We start from the raw sequence: 14463 nt of genomic DNA on the forward strand, positions 1-14463 counted from the left end.
CACCTGCGAGATGCCTCTGTTCTGGTGCCGGAATCTTTGTGTGGTAACTCAGATTCTCCTGCCCGGCAGGGGCTCTCGCGTTCTACGACACGCTCACACCGTCACACCCGCGGTGGATCCCGGCTGAGCGTTCCCGCAGGATCCACAGATAGGCGCCCTCAAGTGCGCCGACGTTGACGGTGAACAGGCGCCCGCCGCGTCCCGTCGACGGCAGGCAACTGATCGACCAGTGCGTGACGACGGTGTCGCGGGGCTGCGCGATCGCGGCATCGAGGTAGTCGCGGGCCACCCCCACGGCCAGATCCGGGTCGTAGCGCTCCTTCAACCGCAGGTAGTTGTCCTCGGACGCGGACCGATACACACGGGAGGCCACGGCGCTCACCTTTCGGCAGGAGGGATGGGGACATCGGGTAGGGCATCGGGTCGGCGGTGGCCACGAGGCGCGTCGTCGAGCGTTCTTCGGGCCAATCTTCAGTCCGTCGGGCGGATTCGGGCTGGGTGATGCGGTGACGCTCGTCGAGGACCGCGTCGAGGACCCGGGTCGGGATGCGGAAGTCGGCGCCTTCGCTGCGCCACAGTCGGCGACGGAGGTCGGTGAGCAGGGCCAGTTCCGCCTCCAGCCGTCCGATCGGATCGCCCGGTGGTGTCGTGGTCATTTGCAGGCGATGCCGTCGTTGTCGCGGTCCAGGTGCGCGGCGTAGCCGGGGTCGCCTCGGTACAGCGGCGCCACACCGGCGGCGCGGGCCTGCTAGCAGTTCTTATAGGACACACCCGATTCTGCCGGGGGAGCAGGCGCGGGCGGCGGCGCCGGAACCGGTGGGAGAGTCAGGGCTGGCGCAGGAGCAGGGGCCGGGGCGAGGGGCACGGAGTCGGTGGCGCCGTGGCACGGCGGTCCCCACAGGCCGGTGCCGCTGGTACGGGCCACAGGCCGGTGCCGCTGGTACGGGCCTGGTCCTCGGCGGCGACGATCGCCGGATACTGCTGCACTGGTGTGTGGTCGAAGACGTAAGACTTGGCGACCCCGGCGCGGGCGGCCTCGACGCTCGGTTGCCGTGTCAGCTCACACCGGTCTCTAGGTCCCTTCCTGCCTCGGCGCAGTCCCGGGCACGATGGACCGGTCAGTTGCCCGATCGAGGGGTGCGGTCACCACCGTCGAGCCTGGGTGCCTCGACCGAACGCGGATGCCACGCCGGCTTGATGCTCAATTCCGCCGTGGCTCCCGCCGAGGCCATGATCGCCCCGCCTTCGCCCTCAGCTCCATGCCGAACTGCACCCGGACCTCCTCAGGCGGGGCCACGAGACCGGCCAACTGGCCGATCACGCCCCGCCGCCGCGGGCGACGACACCGCCATACCTGTCGTCGGTGTCCTCCCGCGCCAATACGTCCCGCCCCGCTCGAGGGGAAAGACCACCGTCTCCACCCTGATATTCATGGCCTCGCCGCCGAGCGCCTGGATTTATCATCGCCTCACCAACCGCTGAATGTGGACAACGCCGGATTTCCACGGCTCGAGCCGTAAAGCCCGAAGAGACGGAAAGACTCCACTGCTGTTCCAAATCGGATACATCACGGATGTCGCGGTCTAGCCTGAAAGGGAAGGGTTCCCAGTTGGTGGCGCCGGGTGGGCGAGCCGGGTACGCAGATTCTTCACCGGGTTCTGCACCGGCGGGTGGCGCGACAGGGGAGGACGCATGGCCTGTGCCATCGAGCTCGAGATCGGTGCCGGGGCGGGCCCGGGGGAGTTCACCACCCGGGTGGTGAACTCCCCGTCGGGCAGCGAGCCTTCGGCACCCATGCACCTGGACATCGAGCGGCTGCTGCACAAGCGCGACGCAATCGAGACCACGGTGCTGGCCTCGACAGTCGCTGGCTCCGGGCGGGGTCTGTCCCGCAGCGAAGACCAGCTGCGCCGGGTGGGCCTGGAGTTGTTCACCGCCCTGTTCAGCGGTGAGGTCGCCGGCGCCTACCGAGCCAGCCTCGGGGTGGCCCAACAACGCGGGGAACGGCTGCGGGTGGTGCTGCGCCTGACGGTACCGCAGCTGGCTGCCCTGCCGTGGGAGGCACTGTTTGACCCCGAGACGGGTCACTACATCTGCCGCAGGGAGCCGCTGGTCCGGCACGTCCCGGCACCCTATACCCCCGACCCGCTCGAAGTGGACACCTCGCTGCGGGTGCTCGGACTCGTCGCCTCGCCCCGCGGGTTGCCGCCGCTGGATGTCTCCGCCGAACAGGACCGGTTGTCCGAGGCGCTGGCTGGCCCCATCACTGAGGGCCGAATCGAGCTGGAGTGGCTGGCGCAGGCGAGCTGGGAGGCGGTGCAGGAGAAACTGCTGGCCGACCATTGGCATGTGCTGCACTTCATCGGCTACGGCGACTACGACCTCACCCGGGATCAGGGACTTCTCGCCCTGGTCGGTCCCGGCGGCCGGGCGAACTTGGTGGAGGCCGAGGCCCTGGCCGACCTGCTCGACCAGGCCACGCCCACCCCGCGCCTGGTGGTGCTCAACTCCTGCTCCTCCGGGGAAGCCGGCACGCAGGATCTGTTCTCCGGCACCGCCGCTGCGCTGGTGCACAGCGGCATCAGCGCGGTGGCCGCGATGCAGTTCACCATCAGCGACTCGGCAGCGTTGGCTTTCGCCCGCGGCTTCTACACCGCCCTGGCGCACGGCCGCGGCGTCGACGAGGCGGTGCGCAGCGGCCGGGTTTCCATCCTCGGCGCACCCAACACTCTGGAATGGGTCACCCCGGTGCTATACGTGCGCGGCGAAACCTCCCAGCTGTTCACCCTCGCACCCCCGCGCAGGATGTCTCATGACGAGTCTCCGGCCGTGGATCCTGACTACCTTCGCGAAAGGTACCTCGAAGCCCGCGCCGAACTACGCGTCAGGCACTACGACACCGCACTCGCCCTGCTCGACGACCTGTTCGAGCTCGCTCCCGGCTACCGCGACACCGCCACCCTGCGCGAGACCGCCGCCCGCAAACGTGACCTCAGCGCCATGCCTGCACCACAGTCAATGGCCCCAGAGAAGAAGTACACCTCGGAAGAACTAAGAAAGGCGACAACGGTGGACAAAACTGATCGGCCCAAAGCGTTCCTCAGCTACACCCGAATAGATGACGAGTTCTTCGGTGGCGCAATTACAAAATTGAGGCGTTTACTTGAACTTGGTGTCCAAGTTGTCACGGGCGATCATTCCTTTACGATTTTCCAAGACATCGACGGCATTGAATTAGGTCAGAAGTGGGAGAAACGAATCAATGAAGCCATTTCGACATCGACGTTTCTCATACCGATCGTCACGCCGCTCTTCTTTGCCAGTGATGCCTGTCGCGACGAGTTGAATCGATTTATAGAGCACGAGAAGACTCTAGGCAGAGAGGATCTAATTCTGCCAATCTATTTCCAAGAGACTGCGGTGCTCGAAAAACCGGAGTTACTCAAGAGTGATCCACTTGCCCGTGAAATCGCGAGTCACCAGCGGTATGATTGGCGCATTCAAGCAGACCTTCCAGCCGACGATCCTAAGATACGTGCTGCTGTCCTAAAATTAGCTAAAAGCATCGCAGCAGCCATGGCACGCACGGCAACTTCGGTTTCCCGTGCCGCGCAGGCTCGGCCTGCCGATGAGCATCGCGCTCATGAAGAGATCTCTGAACTTGTGGAAAGCCTAGGACAAGAAAGGCGGTCAGAGAAAAGTCGAAAACTTGTGCTGTGGGTTGATGACAATCCGGACAATAATGTTTATGAGCGCCGATCGATGGCAGCTTACAACATCAATTTCGTTCTCGCCTTGTCAACGGGAAAAGCTCTGGCAGAACTGCGGAAACAACAATTCGATGCCATCATCAGCGACATGGGGAGACCCCCAGATCCGCGAGCGGGGTACACCTTGCTTGAAGCGTTGCGCGACAGCGGTGATCAGACTCCCTACTTCATTTACGCCGGTTCAAGGGACCCCGAACATGTGCGTGAAGCACTCACTCGCGGCGCTCAGGGGACCACGAATAGGCCGGACGAACTCCTCGAGATGATGCTGCAGACCGTGTCATCCCCGAGAACGTCGAATCCGCCGCCGAAGTGAATCGGCTCGGTACGAAACCGAACAGCGCACTCCGGACGCACCGGCATTTTTCATCAGCTACGTGCGTGAGGATGCGGACGACTCCCGGCGGCTTCGCGACGCGATCACCGAGCTCGGCGGGACGTGTGGCTGGACGAGAGACGGTCTACGCCCAAGCGACGTATTGGTGTTTTGACCGCCATCCGCCAGACTGTCCGCTTGTTCGTCCCGATCATTTCGGCGAACACCGAGCGCGCAGAGGAAGGTTACCTTTTCAGGAGTGGGCCGACGTGCGAATCGATCGCTTTCCATTCCGCATCGCCGCTTCATCGTGCCCGTGGTCGAGATCGGGACGATCTCGCCCATCGAAGTCGCGCAGACCTAGTACAATTCACACGACCCCGCCGGACAACCGAGTGGGTCATCGATAGCCTCCACTGAACCCCGGGACGAAACAACAGGGGGTGCCCGGTATGTCGGAGAACGAGCAGCGAGGAAACGGCGACGAGCAGCAGGCGAAGGACGAATTCTCGCCGGACAGATTGTCACGGCAGACCGCACCGCCCGACCTCGAGGACCCAGACAACCGGCGGCGCTGGGGACTCGGCGAGACGAAAGAGGAGCGGGGACCGTACCTCGTCGAGCTCAACGTCTTGCACGTGGACGGGCTCTCCGGCGCCGTGGACGCCTTTCGGCGCCTGTTCGACTCCATATTCAATGATGAGGCCGCATCCTCGGGCGAGGATCCGTGGAATCTGACGAAGATCTCCAAGGGGTACTTCCGATGTGAGATGACCCTGGCCGAGTGGAAGCGGCTCGTGGCTGCGGATCAGGCCCGCGCGGTCGACGCTGCCGGCCGGGCGACGCCCTCCCAGGCGACGACTCGAGCCAACGACTTCCCGTACCGGACCATTTACCGATTGTGGCCGGACTTCCCGGTTCGGCCCCACGTCTCGCGCTCCGTCTCCACGATCAAGGCGGACGCCGCGCTGCGCTCGTTCGAAGCCAACGGCACCGGCATCTGCTGGGCCGTCCTGGACTCGGGAATAGACGCGGGACACCCGCACTTCGGCAGCGAGCGCAACCACCTGTTGCTCGATCCGTCGGTGAGGAATCTGCACCGGTGCTTCGGCGAGGTGAATGGGGAGCGTCCCGCCGATCCGGACGAGGAGGACACCCGAGGAAGGCAACTCTCGGAGGCGGAGCGGAAGAGGCGCATCGACCGTCATCGGGTGCTCGCCCTCAGCGACGACTATGGCCACGGAACGCATGTCGCCGGGATCATCTCTGGAACCGCAGCGTCCTCCGACGGCGTGACCAACTTCGTGTTGGAGCGGCAGGATCGGATCGTGGCTGGCGACGAGAACGAGAACGAGCCGGTGCGCGTCACTGAGACGCAGGCGAGGGCGATCGGCGAGTCCGAGGCCAAGCGCTTCCACGGTGTCGCGCCGGGCTGCAAATTGGTGAGCCTTCGCGTGCTCGACTCGGAGGGCGGGGGAAGGTCGAGTGACATAATCAGGGCCTTGGAGTACGTGCGTGAGAAACTGAACGACAATCCCAAGCTTCTCCGCGTCCATGGCGTGAATCTCAGCGTCGGCTACGACTTCGATGCCGAGATGTTCGCCTGTGGTCAGAGCCCGCTCTGCACCGAGGTGAACCGTCTGGTGCAAGCCGGGGTCGTCGTTGTCACGGCTGCCGGGAACACCGGCTACTCCACGTTGCCGACCAGCTCACGAGTCGCCAAGGTCGGGCTGTCGAACACGATCAATGATCCGGGCAACGCCGAGGCCGCGATCACGGTGGGCTCGACACATCGCGAGTCCCCCCACACCTTCGGGATCTCGTACTTCTCGAGCAAGGGGCCGACCGCAGACGGCCGCCTCAAGCCCGACCTGGTGGCACCCGGCGAGCGCATCATCTCCTGCGCTGCCGGCTCCAAGGGCGCCGAGGCGCTCGATACCCTCAGTTCCGAAGGGAGGGCCGTCGTGTCAAAGGAGCCCGCAGACGAGCCTGCGGCCGACGGGGCGGTCGAGGAGGCGACGGCGTACTACGTCGAGGACAGCGGGACGAGCATGGCGGCACCACATGTGTCGGGTGCGATCGCGGCGTTCCTCTCGATTCGTCGTGAATTCATCGGGCGCCCGGAGGAGGTGAAGCGGATTTTCTTAAAGAGCGCGACGCCCCTGGGCCGTGAGCGCTACTTCGAGGGCCACGGCCTTGTGGACCTCATGCGAGCCATCCAGTCGGTATGAAGGAGAACGGCGATGCTGAAGGGACAGTGGGAAATCGAATTCACCAAGGATGGCAGGGTCTTCGACGAGGATCAGGTCAACGCGTTCCTGCAGGACCTGCCGGGCGCAACCGACCTGCTGGTGCTCTCACACGGCTGGAACAACGATCGTAACGAGGCGACGGCTCTGTACGACGAGCTCCTCGGATCGCTCGAAAAGGTCGGTCTCCCCGACTCGGGACGCGGGTCCGGGATCGCCGTGATGAGGGTGCTGTGGCCAAGCAAGAAGTTCACCCTCAAGTCGCTGATCCCTGGCGGCGGAGCTGCATCGGCCACCTCGCAGAGCGACGCTGCGCTCATCGAAGCGCTCGAGGACCTGAAGCAGGATCCCTTCCGCCTGGGTGAGACAAGGCAGGATCCGACCAGGGCTGCCCTGGTGAACCGCGCCCTGGAGCTGGTCCCTAAGTTGGAGTCTTCACTCCAAGCGCGACGGGAGTACGTGCTGCAAATCCGCGCGCTGCTAGACCCTGGTTTCGTGAGTGAGGACGACGCCTCTCGCGAGTTCTTCGAAGTCGACCCAGGTAAGGTTTTCGCTGCCTTCTCCCAACCGGTGGCCGTACTGCCGATGGCCGGCGGGGGCGGCGCGGCCGGCATGAGTTCGGGCGGCGCCGCGTTCCTCGGCGACCTGGTCGACGGCGCCAAGGCGGGGGCGCGCCGCCTTGCCAACTATGCGACGTACTACTCGATGAAGGCGCGGGCAAGCGTGGTCGGGGCGGCGGGGGTGGCCTCGGTGCTCAGCCAGGTTCGGCGCGAGAGCCCCAACCTGCCGATGCACCTCGTCGGGCACAGCTTCGGAGGCCGTCTCGTCACGGCGGCGGCGACAACTTTCCCCGAGCGAGATACCCGGGTCAGCCTTGTACTCCTCCAGGCTGCCTTCTCCCACAACGGCCTGGCCGCGAAGTACGACAGGAAGCACGACGGCGCCTTTCGCACCGTCCTAAGCGACGTGCGCGTCAACGGTCCGGTCGTCATCACGCACACGAAGAACGACCAGGCAGTCGGCGTCGCCTACCCCCTGGCCTCCCGCATCGCAAGGGACAGATCATCGGCGCTCGGCGACCAGAACGACCCCTACGGCGGCATGGGACGCAACGGGGCACAGCACACACCCGAGGTCGACCGCTCCGAGTCCGTGCTCCGGAAAGCCGGTGTGGGCGTTAGCTACGCGTTCAAGGCGGGCAAGGTCTTCAACTTGCTGGCGGACAAAACCATCTCCAACCACGGTGACGTCCGAAACATGTCAGTGGCCACCGCACTGCGGGATGTGGTCTGTCTGCCGTGACATGGCGACGGGGGAAACCTGGAGTCACAGCCGGTAATAGTGCTCACGCACGCGCGACTGCCACTTGAGGATTACCTCGCGGAGTTCGTCGCTCTCTGCTCGGGTCGCAGTTGCAGGCGGCATGTTCTGGACGAAGATATCGGTCACGCCGTTGTCAAAGACGCCCCCTCCCAGGCCCTCCTCGCGGAAGATGAGGAGCGGAAGGCCGAGGCCGAACAGGATGCCGGCTTCGAGGTTGTTCCAAGGAGTCGGCATCCTGACGTTCTCGATGTTCTTCTGAGCGCTACTGCCACGCTTCGCAATCCCGGTCGTGACCATGAGCTGCTCGAACCCGAGAATGATGCCACCGGAGCAGTGCTTGGCGATCACCGCCACTTCGCGCAGAGGGTAGTCCGTCGGGTACTCCTGCCGGCCTAGTGCTCGCGCCTCGAGTCCTTGGCTCTTGAGGAGCTTGACGATCCGGTTCCTGACCGCTTCCTGCTCTGGACTCAGCGTGGTCGGTGCCGACATGAAGACCGGGATGCGCATCGCTCGCCCTCCCTGGGCCAGTCTCCTGATACCGCTCCAGTTTCTAGACACTGGATGAAGCTCTGAATGCTTTCAAGCTCGGAGTCCGTAGATTCGACCCTGAAACTGGTAGCGGTGTGTTGCGCCCCGGTCTAAGGGTCTGATGTTTCGTCGGACTCATGATCTGGCTGTTCCTCTCATCGTAAACGTTCGTCGGGCGGGATTGGGATGTCAGGGCAGGCGGCGATGTAGTCGATAGCCGGTGAGACCCACTCGCGCCACTGTTGATGGCTCATATTGGTCGTGAGTTTTTCGCACAGCAGTCCGGTTGAGCCTGCGCGTTGGGCCAAATCCGCAGAGTCCTGTCCCTGCTTCCGGAGACGATCCGCTTGCCGTCGGGGCTGAACACAGCTTTCCAAACCCAATCCATGTGCCCCGTGAGTGGTTGACCGATGGGTTGACCGGTGCGAGAATCCCAAGCAGCACTTGCCAGTTGGCATTGCCGGAGACGATGCGGGTGCCGTCGGGGCTGAACGCCACGCCGTTCACCCCGTCCGTGTGTCCGGTCAGTGGGGGGCCGCTGGGTTGACCGGTGCGAGCGTCCCACAGGCGCACGGTGTCGTCCTCGCTGCCGGAGACGATGCGGGTGCCGTCGGGGCTGAACGCCACGCTGATGACCGGGGCGGGCGTCTGTGCTATCCGGAGCGTTTCCCGTTTTGAGAGGAGCGCGCTGATCATCGCGTCGTCGGCTTAATGCGCCAGTCCGCGGCGACGTGTGCGGACGAGGTGGCACTGCGGTTCAGCTAGTGCCCCATCAGGCTACGTTTGCCCTGTCGACGATCTTGCGTAAACGCTCGTCGTCGGCGTGCTTGTTCCGCCAGATGATGTAGCGACGGATCATCGACGCCTGCTCGCGGTGACTGCCGTGGTCGGTGCCGTCGAGCGCGAAGTACCGCAGCGCGGTGAACTGCGCCTCGATCCGGTTGAGCCACGAGCTGTTGGTCGGGGTGTAGGCGAACTCCACATTGTTGGCCTCGGCCCACTCCGCCACCCGCCGGCACCTGCGGGTGGTCAGGTGCGGGGCGAAGTTGTCACACACGATCGCCATCCGGACCTCGGCCGGGTAGAGACTGCGCAGGTATCGACAGAACTCGAGGAACATGGTGCGGTTCTTCGTCGACTTCACGTGCCCGTAGAGCCGGTCCCGGCCCAGGTCGTAGGCGGCGAACAGATGCCGCACCCCGTGCGGGCGGGTGTAGGTCGCCCGCCGTCGGCGCCTCGGCTCCCGGTCCGGATCCTTGTGCTTGCCGCCGCGCTCGGCCCACGGTTGTCCGCGTACACCCTGACGTGACGGTCCACGTACAACCTCATATGTAGGTGTTCGGCGAGTCCTGCCGTTACTCGCCCACGGCAAGGGCCACCCTTCGGTTCGTCTACCGCCAAGTCGACGAACCCGAAGGGTGGCCCTTGCCCATGATCCTCGATGGAGAGTCCTGGATGAACATCCGCCGTTTCACAGCACTGCACGAGGCCGGCGCAACCTACGCCGAGATCGCCCGTGAATGCGGCTGCGATTGGCGCACCGTGCGCCGCTTCCTCGCCGCCGACGCCCCGACCACCCCACCGAAAGGCACGTCCCGGGCCGGGACACAGCCCCGGGCGATCACCGACGAGACCGCCGCGGTGATCGAACAGATGCTCCGCGCCGACATCGGCCTCAAGGCGTCGGTGATCTGCGAACGTCTCGCCGCCGACTACAACATCACCGTCCACTATCAACGCGTCAAAATGTTCTGTCGCACAGCACGTCCCGTCATTGCCGACGAGTTGGAGGCGGACCGGACGCTGCCCGCGGGCGGATTGCACCGCCGCTTCGACACCGTCCCCGGGGCGCAGGCCCAGGTCGACTGGGGTGAGGAAGGGGACCTGTTCGGCTCCGGGCGCAAGGTCTACTCGTTCCACATGGTGCTCTCCTACTCGCGGGATCCGTTCTGCTGTTTCACCCACAGCATGGGTCTGTCCGCGTTCTGGGGAGCTCACATCCGTGCCTTCGACCACTTCGGTGGTGTCCCGGCCACCGTCGTCTACGACCGCACCAAGACGGTGGTGCGCCGCCACGTCCGCCCTGGTCATGCGGTACCGCTGCACCCGGCTGCGGTCGCGTTCTCCGGTCATTACGGGTTCGAGATCGACGTGCTCGGCGCCTATCGCCCGACCGGGAAGGGGCGGGTCGAGCGGCAGGTCGCGATCGTGCGCGATCACGTGCTGGCCGGCCGCACCTTCACCGACCTGGCTGACGTCGACCGGGCGTTCGCCGACTGGGTGCCGATCCGCCGCGGTCAGGTCCATCGCACCCACGGTCGGCTCATCGGGGAGCGTGCCGCCGTCGATCACGCCGCGTTGCGGCCGTTGCCGGCGCAGCCGTATCTGGTGGCCGATGCGCACCTGCGGCGGGTCGGCAAGGACGCGTTGGTCTCGTTCGAGGCGTCGTTGTACTCGGTGCCCGCCGACCGGGTGCGGGCCGGGCAGCGTGTCGAGGTTCGTGCCGGGACCGACAGCGTCGCCATCGCCGCCCTGACCTGCGACGGCGGGCAGATCCTGTGCGTGCATCCGCGGGCGACGACGAAGGGATCGTGGATCGTCGATCCGGCGCACTGGGCCGGCCTGCCGGACGGGCACACCCGCGCCACCACCGTCGACCCCGACCCGCACCCCGGCCACGTCGGGACAGCTGCCCCGTCGGCCCCGGCGCCGGTCGAGCTGCTCGAGCAACTGGTCGCGGCGAAAGTCGGACACGTTCACGTCGACCACCGCCCCTTGTCGGTCTACGCCGACGTCATCCGACCACACAACCACTCTGGAGAGACCAATGAATTCTCTTGTCACCCAACGTATCACTGACAAAGCCCTCAAACTCGGTCTCGGTCACACCGCCGAGACCGCCGGCGAGGCTGCCGCCCGCGCCGAGACGGACTCGATGGGCTATCTCGACTTCCTCGACCATCTGCTCGCCGAGGAACTGGCCGTACGGGAATCACGGCGCTTCCGCACTGCGCTCGAGCTGTCGGCCCTGCCGCACCACAAGACCCTCGACGAGTTCGACTACAGCTTCCAACCTGGCCTCGAGCCACGCCGGGTCCGGGACCTGTCGACACTCGAATTCGTCTCCCGCGCAAGCAATGTCGCCCTCCTCGGTCCACCCGGAGTAGGCAAGACACACATCGCGGTGGCGTTGGCTGTCGCGGCATGTCAGGCCGGGTACTCGATCTACTTCACCACCCTCGACGACCTGGTCCGCAAACTCAAAGCCGCCGATGCGGTCGGGCGGTTGCCCAAGCAGTTGAGCAGCCTGATGCGCCCGTCACTGCTGGCGATCGACGAAGTCGGCTACCTGCCGCTCGACCGGGAGGAAGCCAACATGTTCTTCCAGTTGATCAGCCGCCGATACGAGAAGGGCGCGACGATCGTGACCAGCAACAAATCGTTCACCGAGTGGGGCTCGGTCCTCGGCGACGACGTCCTCGCCACCGCCATCCTCGACCGACTGCTGCACCACTGCGACGTGCTGACCATCAACGGGCCCAGCTACCGACTCAAGGACCGCCAAGCCCTTGTCACCAAGCCCGACGCCCCGGCATCATAAGACCGTCGGACACCGACACATGAGGTCGTACCCACAACGACAGATGAGGTCGTACCCGGACACACGGTGCTCAAAGTTGTGGATCACGTCGCGAACCGGTCGGCGCTGGCGAAGCTGACCTCGGCGATCTTCGGCACAGCCATGCCCTGTGCGGAGAACAGGACCATCCGCGCCCGTCACCAGGTCACCACCGACCCGGTACCGCGGATGATCCGCACCAGGCGTCTGCCCTCGTCGTCGTCGATCTCCCGGACTCGTACTCGTTCAGCCACCCGATCAGCGTGTCACACCATATCGAAGCGAAGGTTCATTGATGCGGCACTAGCTACAGCTAGCCATTACAGTCCTTGATGTCGAAGGGACGCTCGGAAATGCCGTCGGTAGAGTCCTGCCACTCTGAGTTATCCGTTTCGAGTGGTCCGTATCGGTTGCGTTTCCATGAACCGTATGGATCTTCGAAATGCACTACAGCGGGTACAAATTCCTGGCCATTCTCAAGTTGTTTCGGCAAGGAGTAGGCGGTACAGCGTTGAATTCCCTGGATGTTGATTCGAGTATTGTCATTGCTTTCAACCCAGACCCGACTTATCTCAGTACCGCTTGCATTCATCACAACCCAGGTTGGGCCAACGACGCTGGGATCAATTTTGTAATCTTCGTAGAAGTACTGCGGGGCCTCGCCCAAGTACACCTTGTTGGCGAACTGTTCATTTTCCAATCGGTCGACACGATTGTCGGCCTTATGAGCAGTGTAAGCCGACATCCCGCTAATCACTACGGCAACAACAGCTACAAATATGGACGCAACTTCGATCCCTTTCCTAGGTTGGCTTTGCTGAGGGGGTACTGTTGCGTCCATTGGCGGGGCGGCCAGAACCTGCTCCACCGTGTGCGCATCGTTGAGGTGTTGCCAATACTCCGCTCGATTTATGAGGCTCGCGGAGCAGATTTGACATTCAACAGACACGGGATTCTCATTTCTGTGCTGCGTATCTATGGCTTATACCGGGATGCTTAGACCAGGTTGCAGAGGTCACCCCGCCGCGGCGGTCGGTGTTCGAGTGTGCGCATGCACTCAGAGAGGGGACCAGGGCGGATTCAACCGGCCAATGCAACACCACTTATCGCAATAATCGTAACTGATCGTCTAGATGTATGAGGCCATGACGTTGGTGACACCGACTCGGAGTTTGCTGGCTTGTATCTCTTGTAGTGCCCCCTTCTGCGGGGAGGTGGGTCACGTACGGTGGCCTCGGGGGTCGGAGGACACGCCGCTTTTCGGCTGAACGTTCGGGCTCGTGAAAGAGATCGTCTCCTTCGTCCCGCCCTCCGAGCTGACCCGGTGAGTGGAGTTGCCCCCGTCCAGTGGACACGGGATCAGACGGCTTCTGCCGTCCGAGTGAACTGCTCCTCGAATTCGACCGGGCTGATTGTCAAGGGACAGGAGGACGTGGATCTGGCGCACTTTCCGTGATTCGTTTGGCGCACTTGTTCATACGTAGTGGATAGCGCGCTTACGGAGAAGGTCGAAGTGTGCTCGCCCGTACATCTGTCGTTTGAGCATCTTGATCCGGTTCACATGTCCCTCGACCGGGCCCGAACTGTACTCGAGCGTCAGTCCGGCGGTGACGGCATCGAGGTCGCGGAGCAAACCGACGGCGAAGGACCGCAAGGCCGGTGAACCGTCGCGGCGGACGCGGGCGATCCACTCCTGCACCTTGTGACCATGTCGGCCGACCATGATCTCGGCGAAGTCCCGCACGAGCCGGCAGGTGGTGGCCAATGCGGGGCTGCGCGTGAGCAGCGCTTTCCGTCCGGTGCGGTCCTCGTCGGTGAGGCGATCGGGATGGCGAGTGAGCCATCCGGTGACCTGCCGGACACTCGGCGCGGCGGGGCGCGGCGGCGTGGGGGTGGCCGCAGCACGCAGCGGATAGACGAATCGTGCGACGGTCTTGGCGCTGCCCCGATATCCGAGTGCGGTGATTTCGCGGGTGAGCAGTGCGGCGTCGAGACACCCGGCGTCGATGCGTTCGCGCAGGTAGGGCGCGTGCCTGTCGAGGATGCTGCGGCCCTTTCGCGCAGTGGAGATCAGATCGTGGGCGTCGGTGGCGCGGGCGAAGCGGCGGACCGTCTTGCGATCGAGTCCCAGGATGCGCGAGATGTTGGAGATCGTCCGTCCCTGGGTGAGTAGCTCGTGCACGGCAGCATGGCGTTCGATGGTGCGTGTGACGATGCGGCCCTCGACCAAGCCAGCGACTCGCTCGGTGTCCGGAGACGGCATCGTCTCGTCGGGTCCGGCAACAGGGGTGTCGAGGGACATGTTCAGGTCGGCGCGGTGACGGATGACGGTCTTCTCGACAGCGCCGACCAGGCCCAGCCACAGGTGCCAGCGGTCGGCGACCTGGGTGGCGTTCGGGGCGCCGGTGCCGATGCCGTCGGCGTAGGCGCCGGCCCGGCCCTGGCAGACGATCTCGACCTCGGGACGGCCCCGCAGCCACGTTGCGACCGTGTCCGCGGTGCGGTCGGGCAAGAGGTCGATGGGGGTACGGGGCTCTTCGCAGTTAGCAGTGGCATTGATGCCGACTGGGTGTGCTCCGCCGGGAGCGGCGGGTGCAGGCCCACCGTACCCTGCGTCGCTGGTTGTCGGGGTTGCGGAATCCGAATGCGATCCGCCCG

10 protein-coding genes and 3 pseudogenes are annotated in these 14463 nt (G+C 64.5%); 5 read left to right on the forward strand and 8 right to left on the reverse strand.

What is annotated here, in order from left to right; translation table 11 throughout:
• Positions 1-82: 82 nt before the first annotated feature.
• Together G6039_RS27830 and G6039_RS30870 are read right to left on the reverse strand one after the other, a co-directional pair.
• The gene (locus tag G6039_RS27830; protein WP_164528159.1) at positions 83-373 is read right to left on the reverse strand and encodes a hypothetical protein; all 291 of its coding nucleotides are present in this window, start codon (positions 371-373) and stop codon (positions 83-85) included.
• 279 nt (positions 374-652) lie between these two features.
• A complete protein-coding gene (locus G6039_RS30870; RefSeq protein ID WP_235194050.1) occupies positions 653-730 on the reverse strand; it encodes an excalibur calcium-binding domain-containing protein in 78 nt (25 codons plus the stop codon).
• Positions 731-1692: 962 nt separating this feature from the next.
• Here G6039_RS30870 and G6039_RS27840 point away from each other — a divergent pair.
• The 3 genes from G6039_RS27840 to G6039_RS27850 all read left to right on the forward strand — a co-directional run bounded on the left by G6039_RS27840 (position 1693) and on the right by G6039_RS27850 (position 7637).
• On the forward strand, positions 1693-4086 hold the full coding sequence (locus tag G6039_RS27840; protein ID WP_051446029.1) for a CHAT domain-containing protein: 2394 nt from the start codon (positions 1693-1695) through the stop codon (positions 4084-4086).
• Positions 4087-4538: 452 nt separating this feature from the next.
• The gene (locus tag G6039_RS27845; protein ID WP_043798896.1) at positions 4539-6317 is read left to right on the forward strand and encodes a S8 family peptidase; all 1779 of its coding nucleotides are present in this window, start codon (positions 4539-4541) and stop codon (positions 6315-6317) included.
• Positions 6318-6329: 12 nt separating this feature from the next.
• A complete protein-coding gene (locus G6039_RS27850; RefSeq protein ID WP_043798894.1) occupies positions 6330-7637 on the forward strand; it encodes an alpha/beta fold hydrolase in 1308 nt (435 codons plus the stop codon).
• A gap of 24 nt (positions 7638-7661) precedes the next feature.
• On the opposite strand, the gene G6039_RS27855 is transcribed toward G6039_RS27850, so the two are convergent.
• From G6039_RS27855 to G6039_RS27865, 4 genes and pseudogenes are all read right to left on the reverse strand, one after another.
• On the reverse strand, positions 7662-8165 hold the full coding sequence (locus G6039_RS27855) for a hypothetical protein (RefSeq protein ID WP_043798893.1): 504 nt from the start codon (positions 8163-8165) through the stop codon (positions 7662-7664).
• Between the two features lie 271 nt (positions 8166-8436).
• A complete protein-coding gene (locus G6039_RS31515) occupies positions 8437-8574 on the reverse strand; it encodes a hypothetical protein (RefSeq protein ID WP_373867482.1) in 138 nt (45 codons plus the stop codon).
• A gap of 95 nt (positions 8575-8669) precedes the next feature.
• A pseudogene (locus tag G6039_RS31520) lies at positions 8670-8882 on the reverse strand (WD40 repeat domain-containing protein); the annotation flags it as partial.
• Between the two features lie 76 nt (positions 8883-8958).
• Positions 8959-9477: pseudogene (locus tag G6039_RS27865) on the reverse strand (transposase); the annotation flags it as partial.
• Between the two features lie 164 nt (positions 9478-9641).
• On the opposite strand from G6039_RS27865, the gene istA reads away from it, so the two are divergent.
• A complete protein-coding gene (gene istA, locus G6039_RS27870) occupies positions 9642-11045 on the forward strand; it encodes an IS21 family transposase (protein ID WP_051446030.1) in 1404 nt (467 codons plus the stop codon).
• A complete protein-coding gene (istB, locus tag G6039_RS27875) occupies positions 11014-11787 on the forward strand; it encodes an IS21-like element helper ATPase IstB (RefSeq protein ID WP_043798889.1) in 774 nt (257 codons plus the stop codon). The genes istA and istB overlap by 32 nt, the downstream gene beginning before the upstream one ends.
• A gap of 331 nt (positions 11788-12118) precedes the next feature.
• Here istB and G6039_RS27885 read toward each other — a convergent pair whose 3' ends face one another.
• Positions 12119-12673, reverse strand: coding sequence for a hypothetical protein (locus G6039_RS27885; RefSeq protein WP_152103853.1), 555 nt, complete (start codon positions 12671-12673; stop codon positions 12119-12121).
• A 606-nt stretch (positions 12674-13279) separates the two neighbouring features.
• Positions 13280-14335, reverse strand: a pseudogene (locus tag G6039_RS27890) (ISL3 family transposase); the annotation flags it as partial.
• Between the last annotated feature and the right edge of the window lie 128 nt (positions 14336-14463).

The sequence above is a fragment of the Rhodococcus aetherivorans genome (genome assembly GCF_011058165.1).
Taxonomy (GTDB): domain Bacteria; phylum Actinomycetota; class Actinomycetes; order Mycobacteriales; family Mycobacteriaceae; genus Rhodococcus; species Rhodococcus aetherivorans.